The sequence below is a fragment of the Ancylobacter sp. genome (assembly GCF_965229075.1).
In the GTDB taxonomy this organism is placed as follows: Bacteria; Pseudomonadota; Alphaproteobacteria; order Rhizobiales; family Xanthobacteraceae; genus Ancylobacter.
The window spans coordinates 389,901-412,400 of sequence record NZ_CBDDIO010000001.1; the positions used below are offsets into that span (position 1 = coordinate 389,901).

23 protein-coding genes are annotated in these 22,500 nt (G+C 69.1%); 12 read left to right on the forward strand and 11 right to left on the reverse strand.

Annotation, left to right across the window (positions count from 1 at the left end; translation table 11 throughout):
* Positions 1 to 42: 42 nt before the first annotated feature.
* Positions 43 to 1,056: a DUF2865 domain-containing protein gene (locus tag ACO07Z_RS02085; RefSeq protein WP_421697192.1), complete on the reverse strand. Its 1,014-nt coding sequence runs from the start codon at positions 1,054 to 1,056 to the stop codon at positions 43 to 45.
* A gap of 210 nt (positions 1,057 to 1,266) precedes the next feature.
* Here ACO07Z_RS02085 and ACO07Z_RS02090 point away from each other — a divergent pair, with 210 nt between their 5' ends.
* Positions 1,267 to 1,803 carry a CreA family protein gene (locus tag ACO07Z_RS02090; RefSeq protein ID WP_421697193.1) on the forward strand — a complete coding sequence of 179 codons (537 nt, stop codon included), beginning with the start codon at positions 1,267 to 1,269 and terminating at the stop codon, positions 1,801 to 1,803.
* 39 nt (positions 1,804 to 1,842) lie between these two features.
* On the opposite strand, the gene ACO07Z_RS02095 is transcribed toward ACO07Z_RS02090, so the two are convergent.
* On the reverse strand, positions 1,843 to 2,175 hold the full coding sequence (locus tag ACO07Z_RS02095) for a hypothetical protein (protein ID WP_421697194.1): 333 nt from the start codon (positions 2,173 to 2,175) through the stop codon (positions 1,843 to 1,845).
* 281 nt (positions 2,176 to 2,456) lie between these two features.
* Between ACO07Z_RS02095 and cysS the strand changes: the two genes are divergently transcribed.
* Positions 2,457 to 3,845, forward strand: coding sequence for a cysteine--tRNA ligase (cysS, locus tag ACO07Z_RS02100; protein ID WP_421697195.1), 1,389 nt, complete (start codon positions 2,457 to 2,459; stop codon positions 3,843 to 3,845).
* Positions 3,827 to 4,354, forward strand: a complete 528-nt coding sequence (locus ACO07Z_RS02105; RefSeq protein WP_421697862.1) for a GNAT family N-acetyltransferase — start codon at positions 3,827 to 3,829, stop codon at positions 4,352 to 4,354. Before cysS ends, ACO07Z_RS02105 begins: the two co-directional genes overlap by 19 nt.
* Before the next feature lie 31 nt (positions 4,355 to 4,385).
* Here ACO07Z_RS02105 and ACO07Z_RS02110 read toward each other — a convergent pair whose 3' ends face one another.
* Positions 4,386 to 5,006, reverse strand: a complete 621-nt coding sequence (locus ACO07Z_RS02110; RefSeq protein ID WP_421697863.1) for a TIGR00730 family Rossman fold protein — start codon at positions 5,004 to 5,006, stop codon at positions 4,386 to 4,388.
* 160 nt (positions 5,007 to 5,166) lie between these two features.
* On the opposite strand from ACO07Z_RS02110, the gene ACO07Z_RS02115 reads away from it, so the two are divergent.
* The 4 genes from ACO07Z_RS02115 to pssA all read left to right on the forward strand — a co-directional run bounded on the left by ACO07Z_RS02115 (position 5,167) and on the right by pssA (position 9,292).
* Positions 5,167 to 5,556, forward strand: a complete 390-nt coding sequence (locus ACO07Z_RS02115; protein ID WP_421697196.1) for an ArsR/SmtB family transcription factor — start codon at positions 5,167 to 5,169, stop codon at positions 5,554 to 5,556.
* A gap of 79 nt (positions 5,557 to 5,635) precedes the next feature.
* Complete coding sequence (locus ACO07Z_RS02120) at positions 5,636 to 7,552, forward strand: ABCB family ABC transporter ATP-binding protein/permease (protein ID WP_421697197.1); 1,917 nt, start codon at positions 5,636 to 5,638, stop codon at positions 7,550 to 7,552.
* 136 nt (positions 7,553 to 7,688) lie between these two features.
* Entirely contained in the window at positions 7,689 to 8,387 is a 699-nt protein-coding gene (locus ACO07Z_RS02125; RefSeq protein WP_421697198.1) for a phosphatidylserine decarboxylase, read from the forward strand.
* A gap of 23 nt (positions 8,388 to 8,410) precedes the next feature.
* Positions 8,411 to 9,292, forward strand: coding sequence for a CDP-diacylglycerol--serine O-phosphatidyltransferase (gene pssA, locus ACO07Z_RS02130; RefSeq protein WP_421697199.1), 882 nt, complete (start codon positions 8,411 to 8,413; stop codon positions 9,290 to 9,292).
* Positions 9,293 to 9,312: 20 nt separating this feature from the next.
* Here the strand turns inward: pssA and ACO07Z_RS02135 are convergent, their stop codons facing one another.
* Positions 9,313 to 9,549 (reverse strand): transferase, encoded by a 237-nt coding sequence (locus tag ACO07Z_RS02135; RefSeq protein WP_421697200.1) that lies wholly within the window; start codon positions 9,547 to 9,549, stop codon positions 9,313 to 9,315.
* Positions 9,550 to 9,810: 261 nt separating this feature from the next.
* Complete coding sequence (locus ACO07Z_RS02140) at positions 9,811 to 10,398, reverse strand: protease inhibitor Inh/omp19 family protein (protein WP_421697201.1); 588 nt, start codon at positions 10,396 to 10,398, stop codon at positions 9,811 to 9,813.
* Between the two features lie 341 nt (positions 10,399 to 10,739).
* On the opposite strand from ACO07Z_RS02140, the gene ACO07Z_RS02145 reads away from it, so the two are divergent.
* Positions 10,740 to 11,510, forward strand: coding sequence for an SDR family NAD(P)-dependent oxidoreductase (locus ACO07Z_RS02145; RefSeq protein ID WP_421697202.1), 771 nt, complete (start codon positions 10,740 to 10,742; stop codon positions 11,508 to 11,510).
* A 122-nt stretch (positions 11,511 to 11,632) separates the two neighbouring features.
* Here the strand turns inward: ACO07Z_RS02145 and chrA are convergent, their stop codons facing one another.
* The 4 genes from chrA to ACO07Z_RS02165 form a co-directional block, all read right to left on the reverse strand.
* Positions 11,633 to 12,850 (reverse strand): chromate efflux transporter, encoded by a 1,218-nt coding sequence (chrA, locus tag ACO07Z_RS02150; RefSeq protein ID WP_421697203.1) that lies wholly within the window; start codon positions 12,848 to 12,850, stop codon positions 11,633 to 11,635.
* Positions 12,851 to 12,955: 105 nt separating this feature from the next.
* Entirely contained in the window at positions 12,956 to 13,870 is a 915-nt protein-coding gene (locus tag ACO07Z_RS02155) for a hypothetical protein (protein WP_421697204.1), read from the reverse strand.
* Complete coding sequence (locus ACO07Z_RS02160; protein ID WP_421697205.1) at positions 13,867 to 14,325, reverse strand: hypothetical protein; 459 nt, start codon at positions 14,323 to 14,325, stop codon at positions 13,867 to 13,869. The genes ACO07Z_RS02155 and ACO07Z_RS02160 overlap by 4 nt, the downstream gene beginning before the upstream one ends.
* Positions 14,326 to 14,468: 143 nt before the next feature.
* Positions 14,469 to 15,335 (reverse strand): LysR substrate-binding domain-containing protein, encoded by an 867-nt coding sequence (locus ACO07Z_RS02165; protein ID WP_244377467.1) that lies wholly within the window; start codon positions 15,333 to 15,335, stop codon positions 14,469 to 14,471.
* Between the two features lie 227 nt (positions 15,336 to 15,562).
* On the opposite strand from ACO07Z_RS02165, the gene ACO07Z_RS02170 reads away from it, so the two are divergent.
* The 3 genes from ACO07Z_RS02170 to ACO07Z_RS02180 all read left to right on the forward strand — a co-directional run bounded on the left by ACO07Z_RS02170 (position 15,563) and on the right by ACO07Z_RS02180 (position 17,974).
* Entirely contained in the window at positions 15,563 to 16,570 is a 1,008-nt protein-coding gene (locus tag ACO07Z_RS02170; RefSeq protein WP_421697206.1) for a DMT family transporter, read from the forward strand.
* Positions 16,571 to 16,646: 76 nt separating this feature from the next.
* The gene (locus ACO07Z_RS02175; RefSeq protein ID WP_421697207.1) at positions 16,647 to 16,985 is read left to right on the forward strand and encodes a rhodanese-like domain-containing protein; all 339 of its coding nucleotides are present in this window, start codon (positions 16,647 to 16,649) and stop codon (positions 16,983 to 16,985) included.
* A gap of 200 nt (positions 16,986 to 17,185) precedes the next feature.
* Positions 17,186 to 17,974: a hypothetical protein gene (locus ACO07Z_RS02180; RefSeq protein WP_421697208.1), complete on the forward strand. Its 789-nt coding sequence runs from the start codon at positions 17,186 to 17,188 to the stop codon at positions 17,972 to 17,974.
* On the opposite strand, the gene ACO07Z_RS02185 is transcribed toward ACO07Z_RS02180, so the two are convergent.
* Positions 17,971 to 19,350 (reverse strand): aspartate aminotransferase family protein, encoded by a 1,380-nt coding sequence (locus ACO07Z_RS02185; protein WP_421697209.1) that lies wholly within the window; start codon positions 19,348 to 19,350, stop codon positions 17,971 to 17,973. The two genes, ACO07Z_RS02180 and ACO07Z_RS02185, sit on opposite strands and share 4 nt — an antisense overlap.
* Positions 19,351 to 19,429: 79 nt before the next feature.
* Positions 19,430 to 20,809: an aspartate aminotransferase family protein gene (locus ACO07Z_RS02190; protein ID WP_421697210.1), complete on the reverse strand. Its 1,380-nt coding sequence runs from the start codon at positions 20,807 to 20,809 to the stop codon at positions 19,430 to 19,432.
* A gap of 196 nt (positions 20,810 to 21,005) precedes the next feature.
* Between ACO07Z_RS02190 and ACO07Z_RS02195 the strand changes: the two genes are divergently transcribed.
* Positions 21,006 to 22,415 carry a glutamine synthetase family protein gene (locus ACO07Z_RS02195; protein WP_421697211.1) on the forward strand — a complete coding sequence of 470 codons (1,410 nt, stop codon included), beginning with the start codon at positions 21,006 to 21,008 and terminating at the stop codon, positions 22,413 to 22,415.
* The last annotated feature ends 85 nt before the right edge of the window (positions 22,416 to 22,500 follow it).

Genomic DNA, 22,500 nt, shown 5'->3' on the forward strand with positions numbered 1-22,500 from the left:
CCGGGCACGGCGCGCCGCCTTTTGGGGAGTGGGTGCCGGCGATCAGGGCTTCTTGGTCGCGGGCGGCGCGGCCGGACGCGGCTGGGACATTTCGCGCGAGGCATCCTCGGTCACGACGATGTCGCCCTTGCGCAGCGTCGGGTCTTCCGCGCCGGAGAGCGCCTGCGCCCAGTTCATGCCGGCGGGACGGCAGGAGCAGGCGGCGACGAATTGCTTCTTGAACAGCAGGGCGGTGGGCAGCGACATATAGGGCTGGCCGTTGATGCCGACCGCCTGGTTGATGTCCTCGCCGGGGTTGCGATAGGCGAAGAGCCGCGCCTCGGTGCCCGGGCACTGGCGCTGGCACTGCGCCTCGTCCGAGCCGAATTTGGCCGGGGTGGCGGCGTAGGAAATGGGGAAGAAGAAGCCGTCACAGGTGCGCACGCAGACGGTGCGATAGGTCGAGACCTTCGGCATTTCCAGCGGCTGCACGTCGAGCGGGCCGGTTTCCTCCGCCGGGACGCCGAACAGCTGCTCGATGAAATTGCGCGGGCGGCGATTGGCGTTGCCGTAGTTCCCGCCGCCGCCGCCACCTTGGCCGAGGGCGGCCTGATATTGCGGGCCGCAATTATTCTGGGCGAGGGCGTAGATGAGCTGGCGGCGCTGCTCGTCATTGCCGCTCTGCTGGCCGCGCGCCTGCATCATGGTGCGGTCGAGCGTCGAGCGGGCCTGGGTGAGGCGCCGGTTGAGCGATTCGCACTGCGGCGGCAGCTGCGGCTGGAAGATGAGGAAGCCGCGCTTGTCGCAGCCGAGCTGGCGCACCTGCGCGGACAGGTTGGCGATGTCCTGCTGCTGCTGGGCGATGGCGGCGCCGTAATCCGGCTGGCCGCCGCCCTGGCCGCGATCGAGCCCGGCAAGCTGGCCTTCCAGCCGGATGCAGGTCGAGCGGTCGCCGCTCTCATAGCCGCCGCCGACGCTGCCGGGCGGATAATCCTGCGCGACCGCGAGGCCGGCCGGGGCGAGGAGAGCCGCGGCGACGAGGAGGCGGACGGCGAAGCGGGGACGGCGGAACATCATCAAGGGGACTGCAATCGCGATGGCGGACGGGAGAGGGTGTGCCGGAATCGGGCGAAGGGCGCAATGAGCATGGCAAGCTTGTCGAAAGTTTGAACCCGCTTTCGGCCGGACGTGCGGCGCGCGCCGTGATGCGCAGGGCGGTGGGAGGGGCGTTGCGCGCGGGCCCGGCCTCCCCATATGCGGGGCGTTCCGACCGGAGTTCACATCGGCATGATCCGCGCCCCCCGCCTTTCCGTCTTCCGCAGCGCCGCCCTTGCCGCCCTGGCGCTGGCCGCCGGCCTCGCCGTCGCGCCTGTACAGGCGCAGGAGCCGGACCTGATCTTCCGCAAGTCGACGGTGTGGAAATTCCTCACCCCCGACGACAAGCTCGCGACCTATGGCATCGACGATCCCGTGGTCGACGGCGTCGCCTGCCACTACACCGTGCCCGAGCGCGGCGGGGTGAAGGGCATGCTGGGGGTGGCGGAGGAGGTGTCGGACATTTCCATCGCCTGCCGGCAGATCGGCCCGATCAGCTTCAAGCGCAAATTCGAGCAGGGCGATATCGTCTATCGGGAGAGCCGCTCGCTGATCTTCAAGAAGATGCAGATCGTGCGCGGCTGCGACACCAAGCGCAACGTGCTGGTCTATCTCGTCTATTCCGACAAGCTGATCGAGGGCAGCCCGAAGAACTCGACCTCGACCGTCCCCATCATGCCGTGGGGCGCGACCAACGAGGCGCCGAAATGCGCGGATTTTCTCAGCTGAGAGAGAAGGGGCGCGCCCGCTGCGGCACGCCCGGCGGCGTCAGCGCGCGCAGGTGATGGCGACGGCGCCCTGGCAGGCGTTGCCTTCGCAGGCGGCGGTGCGCACGGGGGCGGTGACCTCGCCGAGGCTGGCCTGTACGTCGGAACGGGCGACGCCGAAGCTGGTGGCGCGGGTGAAGCCGTGCACGCGGCACCACGCGTCCGCCATCGCCTGGCCGCAGCTCGCGCCCGAGGCGATGCAGGTGTCGATGCCGTAGCCGTCGGAGAGATCGACGCTGAAGATTCCGGTGTTCTCTTCCGCCTGCGCAAGGCCGGGGGCCAGCATCAGGGCGAGGGCGAGCAGGGACAGGCGCAGGCGCGGCATCGCGTTCATGGGGGTGCGTTCACTGGTGGCGACAAGGTGGCGGTCCGACAACGTGAATGTGGCGAAAAGGTTTGAACCGACCCTTAAAATTTCGCACTGCCATCGTCGCGGCCGGGGGATAACCCCGCCTTCTCGCTGCGTCAACAGTGGCGATGCGGCCGCAGCGGGCGTTGCGGAAAACCGCGCGTGCGGGGGCGTTGTCGCCGGCTCGGCTTGACGCGGCGGGCCAAACGGACGACAGACGCCACGCCGCGCCTTACCTCGCGCGGCAGGATCGAGAAGGCACACTCATGTCGGGCATACAGGCGCTTCCCGAGCTGAAGCTCTACAACACGCTCTCGCGGACCAAGGAGGTGTTCACGCCTCTCGATGCCGCCAAGGTGCGCATGTATGTCTGTGGCCCGACAGTCTACGACTTCGCCCATATCGGCAATGCGCGCCCGGTGATCGTGTTCGATCTGCTCTACCGGCTGCTGCGCCACCTCTATGGCGCCGACCACGTCAAATATGTGCGCAACATCACCGACGTGGACGACAAGATCAACGCGCGCGCGGCGGCGGAACATCCCGGGCTCGACCTCAACGAGGCGATCGCCAAGGTTACCTTCACCACCGAGGCGCAGTTCCACGACGACCTCGAAGCGCTCGGCGTGCTGCACCCGGATGTGGAGCCGCGCGCGACCGAGCACATCGCCGAGATGCGCCAGCTGATCGAGATGCTGGTCGCCTCCGGCCATGCCTATGTCGCCGAAGATCATGTGCTGTTCTCGGTGCCCTCCATGCCCGATTACGGCAAGCTCTCCAACCGCCCGCTCGACGACATGCTCGCCGGCGCGCGGGTCGATGTCGCGCCCTATAAGCAGGACGCGATGGACTTCGTGCTGTGGAAGCCCTCCAAGCCGGGCGAGCCGGGCTGGGCTTCGCCGGCCGGCATCACGGCGCTCGGCCGGCCGGGCTGGCACATCGAGTGCTCAGCCATGAGCTGGAAGCATCTGGGCGAGACCTTCGACATTCATGGCGGCGGCATCGATCTTGTCTTCCCGCACCATGAGAACGAGGTGGCGCAGTCGCGCTGCGCCTTTCATTCCGGGTTGATGGCCAAGGTGTGGATGCATAACGGCTTCCTGCAGGTGGAAGGCGAGAAGATGTCGAAATCGCTCGGCAACTTCATCACCATCCGCCAGCTGCTCGCCGACTGGCCCGGCCCGGTGCTGCGGCTCAACATGCTGAAGACCCATTACCGCCAGCCGATCGACTGGACGGTGAAGGGGCTGGAGGAGAGCGCCAAGACGCTGGAGCAGTGGTTCGACGCCGCCGCCCCGGACGCCTATCCGCGCCCGGCGCCCTCCGTGCTGGAGGCGCTGGCCGACGATCTCAACACGCCCAAGGCGATTGCCGAGATGCACGCGCTACGCGACCATGCCGGCAAGAAGGCGCTGGCGGGCACGCTGGCCTTTCTCGGCTTCGAGCCCGGCCCGCTGGAAGCCTGGGCGGCGGCCCGCGTGCCGGCGCTCGCCATCGCGCCGGAAGAGGTCGAGGCCCGCATCGCCGAGCGCATCGTCGCCCGGCAGAACCGCGACTGGGCGGCCTCCGACCGCATCCGCGACGAGCTGCTCGCGCTCGGCGTGGCGCTGAAGGACAATAAGGACGGCACCACCAGCTGGGAGCCGAAGCGGTGAGCGGCGCCAACCGGCCCCCCGCCGCCGCGCTGCGCCCGGCGCTGCCGGGCGACCTGCCCATGCTCGCCGCCATCGCCGAGGCGGCGATCCTCGAACTGACGGGCGAGGACTACGACAGCGACCAGCAGGAAGCCTGGGCGGCGGCGGCCTCCGACGTGGAGGCGCTGGCGGCGCGGCTGAAGGACCACCTCACCCTCGTCGCCACCCGCGATGGCGAGCCGGTGGGCTTCATCGCGCTGGCCGACAACAAGCTCGTCGACATGCTCTATGTGCGGCCGGATGTGGCGGGGGAGGGCGTCGGCGCGCTGCTCTATGACGCCATCGAGCGGCTGGCCGGCGCGCGCGGGGCGAAAAGCCTCACGGTCGACGCCAGCGACACCGCGCTCGACTTCTTCAGCAAGCGCGGCTTCCAGCCCAAGCAGCGCAACACGCTCTCACTCGGCGGGGTGTGGCTGGCCAACACGACGATGGAAAAGCTGCTCGCGGCGCCGGAAGGCCCGGTGCACTGAGGGGGGCGGGCAAGCCCGCCGCCCCGCCCGCTCACATCCGGTCGAGCACCCGCTCCTCGGCCTCGCCATGCAGTTCCCCCTCGCCGAGATGGGCGACGGCGGTATGCAGCTTCGGCAGCACGGCGCGCACATTATGCGCCACCAGCAGCTTTACCGGCCGCGCGACATTGACGAAGCCGGTCGCCTGCATGTGGTCGAGCAAAGTGAGCAGCGGGTCCCAGAAATTGGCGACGTTCAGCACCATGACCGGCTTGGAGTGCCGGTTGAGCTGCACCCAGGTGAGCTGTTCGATCAGCTCTTCCAGCGTGCCGATGCCGCCGGGCAGGGCGATGAAGGCGTCCGCCCGCTCGAACATCAGCCGCTTGCGCTCATGCATGTCCTTGGTGACGATCAGTTCGTGAGCATGGTCGAAGGCCTGCTCCTTGCCGATCAGGAAATCCGGGATGATGCCGGTCACCCGGCCACCCGCTTCGGCGCAGGCGCGGGCGGTGGCGCCCATCAGCCCGACGCCGCCCCCGCCATAGACGAGGCGGATGCCCTCGGCGGCGAGCAGGCGCCCGAGGGCGATCGCGGTGTCGAGATAGACGGCATCGGCCCCGGTGGCCGCGCCGCAATAGACGCAAATGCTCTTAATCTTTGTCATGGCCACCATGGTGCACTGCAGCACGAGCGGGTTCAAGCGGTCTTGTCTTCCTCACATGGCATTGCCAGCCGCCCGGTGCAAATGGCAAGGCCGTCAGCGCCTGCTCCCTTGGGCGCCACGCCTCTTCCAACAGCGCCGCCTTGAATCCATCGTCAATCGACGATAGACGATGGCGATGAATGTTCATGAAAGCTCTACCGACCCGGACGAGGTGCTGGCGCTGCGTCTGCGGGCGCTGGCGCATCCGGCGCGGCTCGCCATCGTCCGGGCGCTGGCGCAGACCGGGCGCTGCCAGTGCGGGCAGATCGTGCGCGGGCTCACCCTCGCCCAGTCCACCGTCTCCCAGCATCTCAAGGTGCTGAAGGAGGCGGGGCTGATCACCGGTACCATCGAAGGGCCGCGCTCCTGCTATTGCCTTGACCGCGCCACGGTGCAGGCACTGGCGGACGACCTGCTGCCGCTGCTGGCGCGGCTCGCGGCCCCGCCGACCGAGGCCGAGGCCTCCGACGAGACCGACGCGCCCGGCAACCCTGATCCGCGCGAGGGCGCTCTGGCCTGAGCGCGCCGCATCACCATCTGGACGACGACTGACCCGCCCGGGCCGCCGCCGCCCGTGCTTGAGAAGAACGGAAATCCGCATGTCCGCTGCCCAGGGCGTTCCCGCCGTCGCCCGCCCGTCCAAAGCGTCCGAGATCAATCCGCGCGGCAGCCTGCTGATCGCGCTCAAGGGACTGTGGCCCTATCTCTGGCCCGCCGACCGCGCCGATCTGCGCGCCCGCGTCGTCTGGGGCCTGTTGCTGCTGGTGCTCGCCAAGATCGCCACCCTGTCCACGCCCTTCTTCTTCAAATGGGCGACCGACGCGGTGGCGGAGGGCGAGGGCGCGCGCATTTCCACCGACGCCATCGCCTGGCTAGTCGCCGGCCCGCTGATGCTGACGCTGGCCTATGGCCTCTCGCGCATCGTCATGGCGGCGCTGACCCAGTGGCGCGACGGGCTGTTCGCCAAAGTGGCGATCCACGCCGTGCGGCGGCTGGCGCTGGAAACCTTCCAGCACATGCACGCGCTGTCCCTGCGCTTCCATCTGGAGCGCAAGACCGGCGGCCTGACCCGCGTGCTGGAGCGCTCGCGCGAGGGCATCGAGACCATCGTGCGCATGCTGGTGCTGCATCTCGGCCCCACCATCCTCGAATTCGCGATGGTGATCGGCGTGCTGTTCTGGCAGTTCGACTGGCGCTATGTGGCGGCGACGCTGGGCATGATCGTCGGCTACACCGTCTTCACCTTCGTGATGACGGAGTACCGCATGGGCATCCGCGCGGCGATGAACGAGAGCGACACCGAGGCCAATGCGAAGGCGGTGGACAGCCTGCTCAATTACGAGACGGTGAAGTATTTCGGCGCGGAAAAATGGGAATCCGAGCGCTATGACCGCTCCATGGCCCGCTATGAGCGCGCCACCGTCTCCACCCACACCTCGCTGGCCTGGCTGAATGCCGGGCAGGCGGCGATCTTCACCCTCGGCCTCACCGCCGTGATGGTGCTGTGCGTGCTGGATATCCGCGCCGGGCGTCAGTCGGTCGGCTCCTTCGTCATGGTCAACGCCATGATGATCCAGCTCTACCAGCCGCTGAACTTCCTCGGCATGATCTATCGCGAGATCAAGCAGTCGCTGATCGACATCGAGGCGATGTTCGCCATCCTCGCCCGCTCGCCGGAAATCCGCGACCGGCCCGGCGCGCCGGCGCTGGCGCTGGCCGGCGGCACGGTGCGGTTCGAGGAGGTGCGCTTCTCCTACGACCCCGACCGCGAAATCCTCAAAGGGGTCAGCTTCGAGGTGCCGGCCGGGCGCACCGTGGCCATTGTCGGGCCGTCGGGCGCGGGCAAATCGACCATTTCGCGGCTGCTGTACCGCTTCTACGACGTGAATGCCGGCCGTATCCTCATCGACGGGCAGGACATCCGCGAGGTGTCGCAACAGACGCTGCGCGCCGCCATCGGCATGGTGCCGCAGGACACGGTGCTGTTCAACGACACGCTCGGCTACAATATCCGCTACGGCCGCGCCGGCGCTTCGGAAGAGGAGGTGGTGCGCGCGGCGGAACTGGCGCAGATCGACGGCTTCGTGCGCCGCACGCCCAAGGGCTATGCGACCGAAGTGGGCGAGCGCGGGTTGAAGCTCTCCGGGGGCGAGAAGCAGCGCGTCGCCATCGCCCGCACCATCCTGAAAGACCCGCCGATCCTCATTCTCGACGAGGCCACCTCGGCGCTCGACAGCCACACCGAGCGCGAAATCCAGGACGCGCTGGAGCGGGTCTCGCGCGGGCGCACCACGCTCGTCATCGCGCACCGGCTCTCCACCGTGGTCGGGGCGGACGAGATCATCGTGCTGGAGCATGGGCGCATCGCCGAGCGCGGCACCCATGGCGAACTGATGGACCGGGGCGGGCTCTACCATTCCATGTGGGAGCGCCAGCGCGAGGCCGAGCGCGCCCGCGAGACGCTGAAAGAGGCCGAGGCGGAGGAGGTGGACGCGCCGGATACGGCGCTCGCCTGAGCCGGGGCGCCGGCCGGCGGGTGCCGATGCGGAACCATGTCGCGCATCCGGCATTTGACGGCCGGGCCGGCTGGCCCTACCTCTCGCCGCAGGACCCGGCGCAGGCCCCAGGGGCGCCGGGCAGAAAGGCCAGTTGATGTCCGTCCTCGATTCGATCCGCAGCGGTCTCGCCCCCGTCCACCGCGAGGGCTACCCCTTCATCCTGATCGGCGCCGCCGTGGCGTTGCTGTTCCTGTGGCTGTTTCCGCCGCTGGGCTGGATCTGCGTGCTGATCACCGCCTGGATCTGCTATTTCTTCCGCGATCCCGAGCGGGTGACGCCGGTGCGCGAGGGGCTGGTCGTCTCCCCGGCCGATGGCCGCGTCTGCCTCGTCGGCCCGGCCGTGCCGCCGGCCGAGCTCGGCCTCGGCGATCTGCCGCTGCCGCGCGTGTGCATTTTCATGAACGTGTTCGACGTGCATGTGAACCGCGCCCCGCTGGCCGGCCGCATCACCCGCATCGCCTATCGCCCCGGCAAGTTCCTCAACGCCGATCTCGACAAGGCGAGCGAGGACAATGAGCGCAGCGGCATGGTGCTCGACACCGCCATCGGGCCGGTGGGCGTGGTGCAGATCGCCGGGCTGGTGGCGCGCCGCATCGTCAGCTTCGTGCGCGAGGGCGACCTCCTGGCGCCGGGCGAACGCTTCGGGCTGATCCGCTTCGGCTCGCGCGTCGATGTCTATCTGCCGCTCGGCACCCGTCCCGCCGTGGCCGAAGGCCAGCGCGCCATCGCCGGTGAAACCGTGCTGGCGGATCGCGCGGCGTTCGGCGCCGAGCCGACCTTCCGCGTCGACTGAGTTCCTCAAGCCGCGAGCGTGCGATGGCCGATCCTTTTGCGCCTTTTGAGCCGAATGCCCCCGAGCCGCCGCGCCGCCGTTTCCAGGCGGTGCCGCTGCGCGTGCTGCTGCCCAATCTGGTGACGCTTCTGGCGCTGTGCGCCGGCCTCACCGGCATCCGCATGGCGATCGAGGGACGGCTGGAACTGGCGCTCGGCGCCATCGTGCTGGCAGCCGTGCTGGACGGGCTCGACGGAAGGCTGGCGCGGCTGCTGCAGGGCACGTCGCGCTTCGGCGCGGAACTGGACAGCCTCTCCGACTTCGTCTGCTTCGGCGTGGCGCCGGGGCTGGTGCTGTATATGTGGGGGCTGGAGACGCTGGGCTCGGTCGGCTGGATCGCCGCGCTGGCCTTCGCCATCTGCGCCGCGCTCCGTCTCGCCCGCTTCAACGTGATGCTGGAAGACCCGAACAAGCCGGCCTTCGCCGGTGATTTCTTCACCGGCATTCCCGCGCCGGCGGGCGCGATCTGCGTGCTGCTGCCGGTCTATCTCGAACTGATCGGCCTGCCGCGCCTCGTCGCCTCGCCGGCGGTGGCGGCGGCTTACTGCCTGGTGATGGCGCTGCTGATGGTCTCCAAGCTGCCGGCCTATTCCGGCAAGCGGCTGGGCGCGCGCATTCCCCGCGACAAGGTGCTGCCGCTGTTCGTCTGCGTGGTGCTGTTCGTCGCGGTGCTGGTGACCTGGCCCTGGGCGGTGCTCTCGGTGATCTGCGTCGCCTATCTCGCCGCGCTGCCCTTCTCGGTCATGCGCTACAACAAGCTGTCGCGCGAATATGAGCAGCATCGCGCCCGTGACCACGCCGCCGCGCTCCACGCGGCCCCGCTGGCGGGCGGGGCGCATGAGGACCGTCCGGGTCCGCTGAACTAGATGATCTTGACGCCCGCCGCTCAGCGGGCGCGGGCCTTCATCGCCTCGACACGGGCCGACAGCGGCACGGCGGGAAAAGCCTGCCGCAGCAGGCGCAGCGCTTCGGCGTCCGAATCCGGGCGGGCGAGGTCGAGATGCTGCGACATCATCTGCGCCGCGTTGGCGGCGTCAGGCCGGCCATAGGCAAGGCGGGGCTCGGCCGCGCGGAGCGGGGCAGGGGTCGGAGCCGTCACTGTCACGCGCGCTGACTGCAGCATCACAACTTCCTCCGATCGCCGTCACGAATCAATCGGCTTTGCTCATGCATAAGATGAGCGCGCCAGACGCCAAACGCACGAACTAAATCCGCGTTCCCGTGATGTGAGCGGACCTGTGGCGACGTTCTCACAGCCGCACCCTGTCCGCCATACGAGACAGTACGAAGACGCGCACCAGCTTATCCCCGCCTTGCGGCGGGGTTTTCCGGAGTGAACGTCGAGGAAGGCGGTGAGCGCGGCGCCCTTTCAGGGCGCGGGCGATCAGGTGCGGGTCAGCGTCACCTTGGCGCCGTCACCGGTGGCGACGCCGTCATACTGGCCGGCGCCGGCGGGCTGCAGCCGGGCGGTGACCTTGCCGACATGGTTCTGCAGCACGATCTCGCTGCCCCACACGTCCCAGCCCTTGGTCATGAAGATATCGTTGGGGCAATCGACATCGGCCGTGGCGGCGAAGCCGGACATGCCGCGATCGGTGGAGAGGGTGACCTTGCACTTCTTCTGGCCGCCGTCCCAGCTGTAGTTCCAGGTGCCGGCGAGCTGGGTGCGGGCGGCGCCCGGCTCGGCATAGGCGACACCGCCCGGCGCGGTGGCCGCCGGCGGGGCGAGCGCGACCGGCGTGGCGGAACTCGGGCTGGTTGGGGTGACGGCGGCGGCGGCGGTGGCGGCCGAGGCGCCATAGCCGGCGGGGGCCGCGACGGGCGAACTCTCCACCGAGCCGGACGGGGCGGGGGTGATCTGGCTGGTTTCGACGGGACTGGGCGCCTTATCGCCGAACCCGTCGAGCACGGTGCTGCACCCGCCCAGAAGCAGGGCGGTGGCGGACGTGAGGACGAGGGCGCTGCACTTCATCAACTCGTACTCCTCGCCCGGCATGGCGGCCGGGCGTCTTCTGCAACTTACACGCGGCAGGGGCGGGTGCGACATGCGCATTATCCCTGCTGCCGACCCCGTCTCCACGCGGAAACAGGGTGGCCCTGTTTCGGTGGGGAAGATGGCATCAGCGTGACCCTAACGCCCCGGAACGGGGGCACGGTTTCGTCCGAGCGACATTTGGCGCGGTTATGCTCAAGGAAGGCTTAACGCGGCGCACCGTCAAGGCAATAAGATACCGCGCAGCCGCTCTGCCCTCAGCACCGTTCAGTTTTGCCTCGAACTGGTCTATGTGCGTTGCAGCGAAGAGGAGCTGCGCCATGTATGAGATGCTGGATCCCGCCACACTGCGTGTCCTTGTCACCGGAGCGACCTCCGGCATCGGCGCCGCCACGGCCCGGCGCTTCGCGCTGGCGGGCGCCCGCGTGGTCGGCACCGGCCGCCGCGCCGACCGGCTGATCGCCCTACGCGACGAACTCGGCAGCCATTTCCACCCGCTGGAAGTGGATGTGCGCGACAATGATGCGCTGGTCGCGGCGCTGGCCGGCGTGCCCGATGCCTTCGCCCCGTTCAATGTCGTGTTCGCCAATGCCGGCCTCGCCCTCGGGCTGGAGCCGGCCCATGCCGCCAGCCTGAAGGACTGGGACGACATGGTGGAGACCAACATCAAGGGCCTGCTCTACACCGTCCGCGCCACGCTGCCGGCCATGGTGGAGGCGAAGGAGGGGCATGTGCTGTTCACCGGCTCGGTGGCCGGCGACTATCCCTATCCCGGCGGCAACGCCTATGGCGCCAGCAAGGCCTTCGTGAAGCAGTTCGCGCTCAACCTGATTTCCGATGTCGCCGGCACCGGCGTGCGCGTCACCAATATCGAGCCGGGCATGGTGGAGACCGAGTTCTCGTTGGTGCGCTTCCATGGCGATGCCGCCAAGTCCGAGAGCGTCTATGCCGGCACCGAGGCGATGACCGCCGAGGACATCGCCGAGCAGGTGTTTTTCGCCGCGACCCTGCCGCGCCGGGTCAACATCAACCGCATCCAGGCCTTCGCTACCTGCCAGAGCTTTGCCCCGTTCAAGGTCTCGCGCGGCTGACGCCTTTGTAGAGGGAGGGCGCCGCCAAGGGCGGCCGGTTCTTTCCAGAGAAGAATGGCGCCGCCTAAGGCGGCGGGAGTCCTTCAGAGAAGAATGGCGCCGCCTAAGGCGGCGGGAGTCCTTCAGAGAAGAATGGCGCCGCCTAAGGCGGCGCCGGCGACCACCGCCCAGGCCGGCACCCGCCAGAGCGCCAGGGCGAGATAGGCGAGGAGCGCCAGCGCAAAGCTGCGGCCTGAGGTGACGCTGGACGTAAACACCGGGTCCCATAGCGCCGCGCCGAGCAGCCCGACCACCGCCGCGTTGATGCCGGCAAGGCCGTCGCGCACCCGGCGGTTCGCCGCCAGCCGGGTCCAGAAGCGCAGCGCGGCAAAGACCAGAAGTGCCGAGGGAAGGAAGGCCGCCACCAGCGCCAGCAGGCCGCCGGCAATGCCGTTGGGCGGCGCCGGCATGACGGCGCCGACATAGGCGGCGAAGGAGAACAGCGGCCCCGGCACCGCCTGCGCCGCGCCATAGCCGGCGAGAAACACCTCCCGCGTCAGCCCGCCCGGCTTCACCAGTTCCGCCTCGATCAGCGGCAGCACCACATGGCCGCCGCCAAACACCAGCGCCCCGGCGCGGTAGAGCGTGTCGAACAGGGCAATTCCCGCATTGCCCGTCGCTTGCGCGACGAGGGGGAGGCCGACGAGCAGCAGCGCGAACAGCGCGAAGGCGGCGAGCGAGGCGATGCGGCCCGGCAGATGGTGCCGCGCCGGCTCGGTCACGGCCACCCCATCGAGCCGGATGACGGCCAGGCCGATGAGGGCGCCGCCGGCGATGATGCCGATCTGGCCCACAGCGCCCGGCACCATGGCCGCGGCGGCCGCCGCCACAAGGGCGAGGCTGCGGCGGGTGCGGTCGGGGCACAGGTTCTTGGCCATGCCGAGCACCGCGTCGGCGACGATGGCCACCGCCGCCACCTTCAGCCCGGCGAGCCAGCCGCCGCCGAGGCCGGCCTTGTCGGCATGCGTGACCCCATAGGCGAAGGCGAGCATCAGCAGCGCCGAGGGCAGGGTGAACGCCACCCAGGCCGCCGCCATGCCGAGCGGCCCCGCGCGCATTAGCCCCACCGCCATGCCGACCTGGCTGGAGGCTGGCCCCGGCAGGAACTGGCAGAGCGCGACGAGGCTGGCATAGCTCTCCTCGCTCAGCCAGCGGCGCCGCTTCACCAGATCCTCGCGGAAGAAGCCGAGATGCGCCACCGGCCCGCCGAAGGAGGTGAGGCCGAGGCGCAGGAAGGTGAGGAACACCTCGCGCGGCGTTCCTTCATGCGGCGAGGCGGTGGAGGCGTGTGTGTCGCTCATGGCGCGGCTTTACCGCGCCCGCGCCCGCGCTGCATGTGAATTTTTGACGACGCGGGTGACGACACCGGCCCTGCGGCGTCTCTCGCCGCATCGCCGCGCTTCAGGCTAGCCCTGTCGGGCGACGCGGCCGGCCATCAGGGTTTCGAGATAGGTGCGCGTGCTGGTGAGAACGGCGCGGTCGATGCGGTCGACTGGCTGCGTGCCGTCCTTGCCCACAAGGGCGTCATAGGCGGCGATGACGTAGTCGAGCACGGCCATGGCCGCCTCCAGATTGCCGCTGTCCTTCAACTGGCCGACGAGCGGGTACAGGCGCATGTCGCGTGCATCATAGGCGGTGACGAAGTCGCGTGCGTCGGCAAGGCGCAGCGGCTGCCAGTCGCGCTCGCTGCCGCCTCGTTCGAGAACAGCGCGCAGGGCAGAGGCGAGATCGTCGTCATAGGCGAAGGGCGAGATCGGCTGCACCGCCTTGACCAGATACAGATTGGCCTTGAGCCAGCCCTGCAGCGCGGCGCGCCGGGTGATGCCGATATCCTCGGGATTGGCGACCGCCGCGGCCTTGCAGGTGAAATACATCTGGAAGGCATGGGGAACGCTGGTGACCGAGGATTGCCCGCACTGCTTCTGAATGGCGGCGTTTGAAAGCCGGGTCGGCGGATCCTTCACGAACAGTATCTCCGCCTTCTGGCCGGCGAGGCTGTGCACCAGCATGATGGGATAGGCGGAGAAGTCCTGCCCCTCATTCCAGTCGGCCACCAGCCAGAGCCTTTCCGGCAGCGGGGGTGAAAGCTCGATGCGCAGCGGGCCGGTGTGCCCCTCCGCCAGGGTGATGCCGCTGCCATTACGCGAGATCGACACGCGGCGGATGGCGGATTCGGGATTCGCCGTCAGGTTGAGCACGAAGTGCGGCGTGCCGGCAGGCGTGTCCTCCGCCCAGGCGGAAGGCGCCGTCATCGCCAGTGCCCCGGCGATCGCGGCCGTAATGAGCCCGATGCCCAAGCCTGAGAGTATGGGGGCGGTCATAGTTTCAAACCCACGAGCAGCATGACGTAGACGGCCAGCGAGGAGGCGATGTCGACGAAGAACGCCCGGTTGACTGCCGCGTCGTCCCAGTGATCGGGCGCGAACAGGGTGCTGCCGACCAGGCTCGCCAGCAGCGCCAGGGTCGACACCACCACGAGTAGGCCGAACAGCAGCCTTGTGTGTGGATTGAAGGCCAGCAGATTGGCGGTCAGAGCCGCGAGAAGGGGCAGCAGGACCTGGCGCAGGATGTTCAGCGTGCCAGCCGAATTCTTCGCGAAATCGGTGACGTTGGACAGGATCGTCCTGTCTTCGAGCTCCCAGGTCAGCGGGTTCATCTTCAACGCCGCGTAGACGGTGACGATGATCAGCGGCACGCAGTAGGCGAGCAACATGAGGGTGGCGACGATCTGGCGGAACGTCTGCACGGGTCCATCCGTGGTCGTCGTCGTCGACATATCCGGCCCCCTCCCAAAGACGGGGGAAACGGTAATACAGTCCTAAATATATGTAAATCAATTCATGCAATTCACGGTTACATTCAGCGCGCGCTGATAGCCCCACGCGGCGCCCCGGCGGGTGGAGGCGGAAGGCCGAGGCGTCAGGCGGCTTCCACCACCGGCATGGCCATCGCCGCGCGCAGCATATCGGCAAGGCGGCGGGCGGCGGCGGAGGCGGCGGGGGCGAGGAACAGCGCCACTTCGATGTCGGGTAGCGGCGGCAGCCCATCGGCCGGGCCGAGACGGCGCCAGTCCGCCGGCGCGGCGCATTCCGGCAGGGCGGTGATGCACAGCCCGGTTTCGATCGCCGCATGGATGCCGCCCTGCGACGAGGAGGTGCAGGCCACCCGCCAGCTCAACCCCGCCTTGTCGAGGCTGGAGGCGATGTGCGGGCGGGCGCGGCAGCCGGTGGGAAACAGCGCCAGCGGCAAGGGCGAGCTGCGCTCCGGGCGGTAGCCGCGCGCGGCCAGCCAGAGCAGCTTTTCGCGCTTGATCAGTTCGCCGGTCGGGCGGGTGCTGTCGCGGGTGAGCAGCGCCACGTCGATATGCCCGCGATCGACCTCCGGCTCGATATGCTTGGAGAGATCGGCGCGGATGGAAATCTCGACGCGCGGATAGGCGGCGGCGAAGCGGGCGATGGTAGGGGTGAAATAGGCGTCGACATAATCGTCGGGCATGCCGACGCGCACGCTGCCCTCCGGCGTGCCGCCCTTGAGATCGGCCAGCGCCTCGCTCTCATAGGCCAGCAGGCGGCGGGCATGGGCGACGAGCCGCTCGCCGGTCTCGGTCAGCGAAATGCCGCGCCGCGAGCGCTCCAGCAGCCGCACGCCGAGATTGTCCTCCAGCTGGGCGATGCGGGCCGAGACCGCGGACTGGGTGCGCCCGACGCGCTCGGCCGCCGCCGTGAACCCGCCTGTGTCGACAATGGCGATCAGCATGCCCAGCGATTCGGTGTCGAGATGTCGCATCGCGCCCCCCGGTCCAGCGGGATGAGAATGGTCCGCGCCCAGACCGGCGCGCGGAAGTTATATCAGAAACGATGATGGAATGACAAAATAAACTCGCTTTGGCGATTTCAGCCGGTGGGTTAGACATCCTGTCATGGGCCTGTCGACATAGGCCCGCCCCGGCCGCCGCGCCGGTGCGGCCCGGTCGGGTGCAGGCCACGTCACCTGTGCACCTGTCGAGTTCGGCAATGTCTCCGCCCCCCGCCGCCGCCATCGAGCCTTCGCTCGGGGGGCTTCCCCTCGCGACCCCTTCCGTGCTGCGCGAGACGCAGCTGCGCCGCCAGGCCTTCTTCGCCGTGGTCATGGCCGCGATGTGCATTGGCTGCTCGGCCCCGCTGGTGCGGCTCGCCGATGCCGGGCCGGCGGCGATCGGTTTCTGGCGCCTGTTCTTCGCGCTCGGGCCGGCCATGGTGTGGGCCTATGCCGAGCATCGCTCTCGGGCGCACCAGGCGCGCCGTGGCGGCGCCACGGCTCTGCGCCCTTCGCTGCGGCAGGTGCTGCTGGCGATGCTGGCCGGCGTGTTTTTCGGCGCCGACCTCATTGTCTTCCACAAGGGGCTGGCCCTGACCAGCACCGCCAACGCGCTGCTGCTCGGCAATCTCGCCGTGGTGTTCGTGTTCCTGTTCGGCTGGCTGATCCTGCGCGAGCGGCCGACCCGTGGGCTGCTGATCGCGCTGGTGCTGGCGCTGACCGGAACCTTTATCATCATCGGGTCGAGCGCGGCGGGCGGCGGGGCGTCCGGGGCTCGGCCGGTGAGCGTGATCGGCGACCTGCTCTGCGTCGGCGCGGCGCTGGCCTATGCCGCCTACATGCTGGCGACGCGCGCGGTGCGCCGGGCCGGGCGCGGCGATGCGGTGCCGCTCGGTGGCGGCATGGTGTCGCTCGTCGCCAGCGCTACCGGTGCCGTGGTTTGCCTCGCCTGGGCGGTAGCGGCGGGTGAGGTGCTGGTGCCGCAGTCGGTGCAGGGGCTGCTGGCGGTGATTGGGCTCGGCCTGATCCCCCACGCCGCCGGCCAGGGGCTGGCCACCTTTGCGCTTGGCCGGCTGCCGGCGGGCGTGATCTCGGTGGTGCTGCTGCTGCAGATCGTCGTCGGCGTGGCGCTTGCGGCGCTGCTGTTTGCCGAAGTGCCGTCGCTCATCGTGCTCGCCGGCGGGCTGCTTGTGGTCGCGGGTGTCACCACGGCGCGGCCGAATTGACCGCGAGCTGACGGCAACGGACTTGCGCGCTCCGGCTCAGGGCACTACGTCGTCCCCTGAGCCAAGGAGCATGACGATGCAGCCCAACCCGTTCGGTGGCGTTATCGAGAATTTGACGGTCGAGCAGGTGAAGGCCGGTCTTGAGGACGGCACCATCCTTCTCGTGGATGTGCGCGAGCCGAACGAACTCGCCGCCGAGCGCATACCCGGCGCGGTCGATTTTCCCTTGTCCACCTTCGACGCCGCCGCCCTGCCGGACGCCGGCGCGAAGACTCTGGTGTTCTCCTGCCGCTCCGGCCAGCGCTCGCAGAAGGCCGCCGCCGCCGCGCAGGCCGCCGGGCTCGATCTGCACCGCCACATGGCGGGCGGCATTCTCGCCTGGAAAGCCGCCGGCTTCGAGACGACGCAGGGCTGATGGGGCCCCCGCGCGCTCTTCGCCTTCCCAGCAAATGGCGCGACGCGCTGGCCAAAAGGCGTGCGACGGCGCGTGCCGCGCGCGAGCCGGAGCCGCGCGCCCGGCGCCTGCTGCTGCATGTCGGCGGCCCCAAATGCGGCAGCTCGGCGATACAGGCGGCGCTCGCCGCCAATAGCGCGGCACTGGCCGCGCAGGGTGTGATGCTGGCCTCCGACCATATGGACGCGGAGGGCGACCTGATCCACGGTCAGGTCGGCTATTTCGACGAATTGAAAGGCCGACCGGACAGCGCTGCGGAACTCGCGGGCCGCTTCCGGCAGCTGGCCGTCGCCATGGACGAGCGCGCCGCCGACACGTTGGTGATCAGCGCTGAGAATCTGCTGCTGCGGACCGGCGCGGCCGATATGCTGATCCCGCCGGCGCGCGCGGCCGGGTTCACGCCTGAAATCGTCGCCTATGTGCGCCGGTGGGACGACTTCCTGATTGCGGCCTGGCAGCAATGGGGCATCAAGACCCATGACTCGCCCGAGGCCTATTGCAGGGATCACGGTTTCCCCAGCTGGTTTGCGGGGCTGCGAGCGTGGGAAGATCAGGCCGGGCTGCCCACGCTGAAGGTCTTTCCGTTCCGGCGCGACATCTTCCCCGAGGGCGACGTGGCCGCGCACTTCTTCGAGGTCAGCGGCCTGTCCTTTGCCGGCATGGTGCGCCCGATGCCGGTCAATCCCAGCACCAGCGAGCATCTCTCCGATCTGATGAACCGCGCGCGCGACCTGTTCGCGGATGAGAACGACAATGACGTGCTCGGCACCGCGCCGCTGTTCCCGCCGTTGCGGCCGGAGCAGGTGACGGAATGCTCGGACATCGAGAAATTGCGGGCCGAGAACGCGCTGCTGCTGCGCGCGGTGCACACGCTGGGCCAGCGCCTCTCGGCGCTTGAGACCCGAACGGCCAAAGCCGCGCCGTGGCGCCGCTGGCGGATCAAACTCTAGCCGGCCAGCCGCTCCACCACATTGCGCGTGGCGGCGACGAGATTGTCGACCTGCGCCTCCGATGTGGCGGGCGAGGCCAGCATCATGTCGTGGAAGGGCGAAATCAGCACCCCGCGCACCAGCAGCGAAAGGTGGATGGTCGCTTCCAGCGCCGGGAAATGCGCGCCCTTGGCCTGGCGGCCATCGGTGAGGGGAGCGGGCGCGCGCACCACTTCCACCCGGGCGCCGCAGCGGGCGACGTGCCAGGGCAGGCGGGCCTCGCTCAGCACCTGCGCCAGCCCCGCCTCCATGCGGTCGGCGAGGTGGTTCATATGCACATAGGCCGCGTCGGTAGCGACGTCTTCCAGATTGGCGCGCAGGGCGGCGAGCTGCAGCGGGCTGCCGGACAGGGTGGTGCCCATGCCGGAATGGCCATCGGGCCGGTTGATGCGGGCGGTGCGGAAGCGCTCGGCCACCTCCGCCGTCATGCCCCAGACGGCAGCGGGAATGCCGCCGGCCACCGCCTTGCCGGCGACGAACATGTCCGGCTCCAACCCATGCGCGCGCGTATAGCCGCCCGGCCCGGTGGAGAGGGTGTGGGTCTCGTCGATCAGCAGCAGCGTGCCATGGCGGCGGGTGATTTCGCGTAGCCCCTCATGGAAGCCGGGGCGCGGCAGCACCATGGCGCAATTGGTCATGACAGGCTCGGTGATGACGCAGGCGACGGTGCGGTCGGCCAGCGCCGCTTCCAGCGCGTCGAGATCGTTGAACGGCACGACGCGGGTGAGCTGGGCGAGGTCGCGCGGTTCGCCTATCAGCGCCGGGCGGTTGGCGGCGCGGCCGTCCGGGCCGATTTCGACGAAGGTCTCGTCCACCGCGCCATGATAGGCGCCGTCGAAGACAAGAATGCGCGGGCGTCCGGTGGCGGCGCGGGCGGCACGCAAGGCGAAGCGGTTGGCGTCGGTGGCGGTGGTGGCGATTTGCCAATAGGGCAGGCCGAAGCGCGCACTCAGGAGATCGCCGACGATGGCCGCATCCGGGCTCGGCAGCATGGTGGCAAGGCCGCGCTGCCCCTGACGCGCCAGCGCCTGCGCGACCGGCGCCGGCCCGTGGCCGAACAGCGAGGCGGTGTCGCCGAGGCAGAAATCGTCATAGCCATGGCCGTCGACATCCACCAGACGGGCGCCCGACGCCTCGGCAATGACAAGCGGCACCGGCGTCGACCAGTCGACCATCCAGTGCATCGGCACGCCGTCGAGCAGATGCGCGGCGGCGCCGGCGGCGGCGCGGGTCTTCGGGCGGGTGCCGAGATAGAGCGCTTCCGCCTCGGCGCGCAGGGCGGCGGTGCGGGCCGGGCTGACGCCCGGTCCTTCGGCGAAGGAGGTCACGGCATTCATGTCCGGGCTCGTGCGTTGTCTCGGCGCCAGCGCGCCCCTTGGGGCGCATTTAAGCACGTTTCGGTGTGAGGCGCCGCGACTAGCGCACCCAGCCCCAGCGCTTGAGCTCGGCGAAGGTGTCGTCCAGCGTCTTGCGGACCCGGGCGACCAGCGCGTCGCATTCCTCATGCGAGATGACGAGCGGCGGGGCGATGATCAGCCGGTCGCGCACGGCGCGCATGACGAGGTTGTTCTTGAACGAGAAGTCGCGCGCCAGCGTGCCGACCTTGCCGACATCGGGGAATTTGGTGCGCCCAACCTTGTCCGGCGTCAGCTCCAGCGCGCCGACGAGGCCGAGCATCGGCGCCTCGCCGACCAGAGGGTGCTCGGCCAGCGCGTTCCAGCGGGCCTGGAGATAGGGGCCGACATCGTTGGCGACGCGGCCGACGAGGTCCTCGCGCTGCATGATGGCGAGATTGGCCAGCGCGGCGGCGCAGGCGGCGGGATGGCCGGAATAGGTGTAGCCATGGTTGAAGTCGCCGCCTTCGTGCAGCACGTCCGCCACCCGGTCCGCCACCATGACGCCGCCGAGCGGCATGTAGCCGGAGGTGATGCCCTTGGCCATGACCAGAATGTCCGGCTCCGTGCCGAAGGTCTCGCAGCCGAACCAGCTGCCGGTGCGGCCGAAGCCGCAGATCACTTCGTCGGAAACGAACAGGATGTCGCGCTCGCGGCAGATGCGGGCGATCTCCGGCCAGTAGCTGGCGGGCGGAATGATGACGCCACCGGCGCCCTGCACCGGCTCGGCGATGAAGGCGGCGATGCGGTCCTCGCCCATGGCGTCGATGGTGGCTTCCAGCGCCCGGGCGGTGCGCAGGCCGAATTCCTCCGGCGTCTCGCCCTGGCGCGCCTCGCCCCAGAAATAGGGCTGGGCGATGTGCAGGATGTCAGGGATGACCGCGCTCTGGCCGTGCATCGGCGCCATGCCGCCAAGGCTGCCGGCGGCGACCGTGGAGCCGTGATAGGCGTTGCGGCGGGAGATGATGATCTTCTTCTCCGGCTTTTCCTTGATCTGGAAATAGCGGCGGACAAGCTTGATCACCGTGTCGTTGGATTCCGAGCCGGAGCCGGTGAAGAACACCTTGTTGAACTGCGGCGGCGTCAGTTCGGCGAGCTTGGCCGAGAGCTCGATGGCCGGGCGGTGGGTGGTCTTGAAGAAGGTGTTGTAATAGGGCAGCTCGCGCAGCTGCGCGGCCACCGCCTCGACGATCTCCTCGCGGCCATAGCCGACATTCACGCACCACAGGCCGGACATGCCGTCGAGGATGCGGTTGCCGTCGGAATCGGTCAGCCAGACGCCCTCCGCCTTCACCACGATGCGGGAGCCTTCCGCGTTCAGGGACTTCATGTCGCTGAACGGATGGAGGTGATGGGCGGCATCGAGCGCACGCAGCTCGGCGGTGGTTTTCGGCAGGGTCATGACGCGCACTCGCGAGAGTTATGAAGCTGAGCGGCACAATGTGATCACATTTTGCGTGCGTCAAGCCTTGCCGCGTGTCACAAGTGCGCTCGGCGGGCCGGGGGCCGGCCTGCCCCCGACGCGCAAGCGGGGGGTGCTTGACCGAGGCCCCCGCGCCGTGACCAGAATTGACGTGTCGACTTATACCAGGTGGATCATGCCATTGCCCGAAGCCGTGGGAGACGCCACGGCGGCTGCCCGCGAAACCGTTCCGCAGATTGACGAATTCGGCGCCTATGTCGCCGCGCACGGCGCGCCGGAGATCGTCGAGGTGCTGTTGCCCGACACCCATGGGGTGCTGCGCGGCAAATGGATTCCCGGCGGGGCAGGGGGCAAGATCTGGGGCGACGGCGTCGCCATTCCGCTTTCCATCTTCGGTCTCGACATCTGGGGCCGGGAGGTTGAGGAGACCGGCATCCACATCGAGACCGGCGACCGCGACGGCATCTGCCGCCCCGTGCCGGGCACGCTGAAGCCGGTGCCGTGGTCGCCGCGCCCGGCGGCGCAGGTGATGCTCACCATGAACGAGCCCGACGGGCGCGGCGGCGAGCGGCCCTGGGACCTCGACCCGCGCCATAAGCTGGAGGCGCAGGTGCAGCGCCTCGCCGCGCTGGGGCTGACCCCCTGCGTCGCCTTCGAGCTTGAATTCTACCTGCTCAAGCCGGCGCCGGGACCGAATGGCCTGCCCGAGCCGGTGTTTCCCGCCTCTTCCGGCGGGCCGGCGCGGCAGAACATGTATTCAATGTCTGACCTCGACGCCTATGCGCCGCTGCTGCACGACATTCGCGAGGCCGCGCGCATCCAGGGCCTGCCGGCCGACACGGTGATCTCGGAAGCCGCGCCCGGCCAGTATGAGGTGAACCTCTATCACCGCCGCGACCCGATGGCGGCGGCGGACGACGCCATTCTGCTGCGCCGGCTGATCGACGGCGTGGCCCGAAAGCACGGGGTGCGGGCGAGCTTCATGGCCAAGCCCTTCCTCGATTTCGCCGGCTCCGGCATGCATGTGCATGTGAGCCTGACCGACGCCGCCGGCCACAACGCCTTCGGCGCCGGCGAGGCGGGCGACCGGCTGCTGCGCCATTGCGCGGCCGGGCTGCTCACCACCATGGCCGACACCGCCGTGCTCTATGTGCCGAGCTATAACGGCTTCCGCCGGCTGGTGCCGGGCAGCTATGCCCCGACCAGCGTCTCCTGGGGCTATGACAACCGCGCCGTGGCGGTGCGGGTGCCGAACGGCCCGCCCAAGGCGCGCCGGCTGGAGCACCGCATCGCCGGCGCCGATGCCCATCCCCATCTCGTGCTGGCGGCGATCCTCGCCGGCATGCTGGAAGGCATCGAGCGCGGCGAGGAGCCGCCGGCGCCGCTGACCGGCAATGCCTATGAGCAGGGCGCGCCGGGCCTGTCCTACGACATGGGGGAGGCGATCCGGCTGTTCGGCGCCTCTGACTTCGTTGGGCGGGCCTTCGGCACCGAATATCAGCGGGTGTTCGCCATCATGAAGGAAGCGGAGCTGTTCGCCTTCGAGCGTCGCATCAACCCGCTGGAATACGAGACCTATTTGTAAGCACGGCCAAGGGTTGAGCAAACTGCGGGTTGAGCAAAGCCCGTCGACGCTCTAGCCTTGGTATGATGAGGCTGCGAACCTCAGC

Excerpts from the sequence above, each read along its gene's own strand:
- ACO07Z_RS02085 (WP_421697192.1), bottom strand. The coding sequence starts at position 1,056 with ATGATGTTCCGCCGTCCCCGCTTCGCCGTCCGCCTCCTCGTCGCCGCG.
- ACO07Z_RS02090 (WP_421697193.1), top strand. The coding sequence starts at position 1,267 with ATGATCCGCGCCCCCCGCCTTTCCGTCTTCCGCAGCGCCGCCCTTGCC.
- ACO07Z_RS02095 (WP_421697194.1), bottom strand. The coding sequence starts at position 2,175 with ATGAACGCGATGCCGCGCCTGCGCCTGTCCCTGCTCGCCCTCGCCCTG.
- cysS (WP_421697195.1), top strand. The coding sequence starts at position 2,457 with ATGTCGGGCATACAGGCGCTTCCCGAGCTGAAGCTCTACAACACGCTC.
- ACO07Z_RS02110 (WP_421697863.1), bottom strand. The coding sequence starts at position 5,006 with ATGGTGGCCATGACAAAGATTAAGAGCATTTGCGTCTATTGCGGCGCG.
- ACO07Z_RS02115 (WP_421697196.1), top strand. The coding sequence starts at position 5,167 with ATGGCGATGAATGTTCATGAAAGCTCTACCGACCCGGACGAGGTGCTG.
- ACO07Z_RS02120 (WP_421697197.1), top strand. The coding sequence starts at position 5,636 with ATGTCCGCTGCCCAGGGCGTTCCCGCCGTCGCCCGCCCGTCCAAAGCG.
- ACO07Z_RS02125 (WP_421697198.1), top strand. The coding sequence starts at position 7,689 with ATGTCCGTCCTCGATTCGATCCGCAGCGGTCTCGCCCCCGTCCACCGC.
- pssA (WP_421697199.1), top strand. The coding sequence starts at position 8,411 with ATGGCCGATCCTTTTGCGCCTTTTGAGCCGAATGCCCCCGAGCCGCCG.
- ACO07Z_RS02135 (WP_421697200.1), bottom strand. The coding sequence starts at position 9,549 with ATGCTGCAGTCAGCGCGCGTGACAGTGACGGCTCCGACCCCTGCCCCG.
- ACO07Z_RS02140 (WP_421697201.1), bottom strand. The coding sequence starts at position 10,398 with ATGAAGTGCAGCGCCCTCGTCCTCACGTCCGCCACCGCCCTGCTTCTG.
- ACO07Z_RS02145 (WP_421697202.1), top strand. The coding sequence starts at position 10,740 with ATGTATGAGATGCTGGATCCCGCCACACTGCGTGTCCTTGTCACCGGA.
- chrA (WP_421697203.1), bottom strand. The coding sequence starts at position 12,850 with ATGAGCGACACACACGCCTCCACCGCCTCGCCGCATGAAGGAACGCCG.
- ACO07Z_RS02155 (WP_421697204.1), bottom strand. The coding sequence starts at position 13,870 with ATGACCGCCCCCATACTCTCAGGCTTGGGCATCGGGCTCATTACGGCC.
- ACO07Z_RS02160 (WP_421697205.1), bottom strand. The coding sequence starts at position 14,325 with ATGTCGACGACGACGACCACGGATGGACCCGTGCAGACGTTCCGCCAG.
- ACO07Z_RS02165 (WP_244377467.1), bottom strand. The coding sequence starts at position 15,335 with ATGCGACATCTCGACACCGAATCGCTGGGCATGCTGATCGCCATTGTC.
- ACO07Z_RS02170 (WP_421697206.1), top strand. The coding sequence starts at position 15,563 with ATGTCTCCGCCCCCCGCCGCCGCCATCGAGCCTTCGCTCGGGGGGCTT.
- ACO07Z_RS02175 (WP_421697207.1), top strand. The coding sequence starts at position 16,647 with ATGCAGCCCAACCCGTTCGGTGGCGTTATCGAGAATTTGACGGTCGAG.
- ACO07Z_RS02180 (WP_421697208.1), top strand. The coding sequence starts at position 17,186 with ATGCTGGCCTCCGACCATATGGACGCGGAGGGCGACCTGATCCACGGT.
- ACO07Z_RS02185 (WP_421697209.1), bottom strand. The coding sequence starts at position 19,350 with ATGAATGCCGTGACCTCCTTCGCCGAAGGACCGGGCGTCAGCCCGGCC.
- ACO07Z_RS02190 (WP_421697210.1), bottom strand. The coding sequence starts at position 20,809 with ATGACCCTGCCGAAAACCACCGCCGAGCTGCGTGCGCTCGATGCCGCC.
- ACO07Z_RS02195 (WP_421697211.1), top strand. The coding sequence starts at position 21,006 with ATGCCATTGCCCGAAGCCGTGGGAGACGCCACGGCGGCTGCCCGCGAA.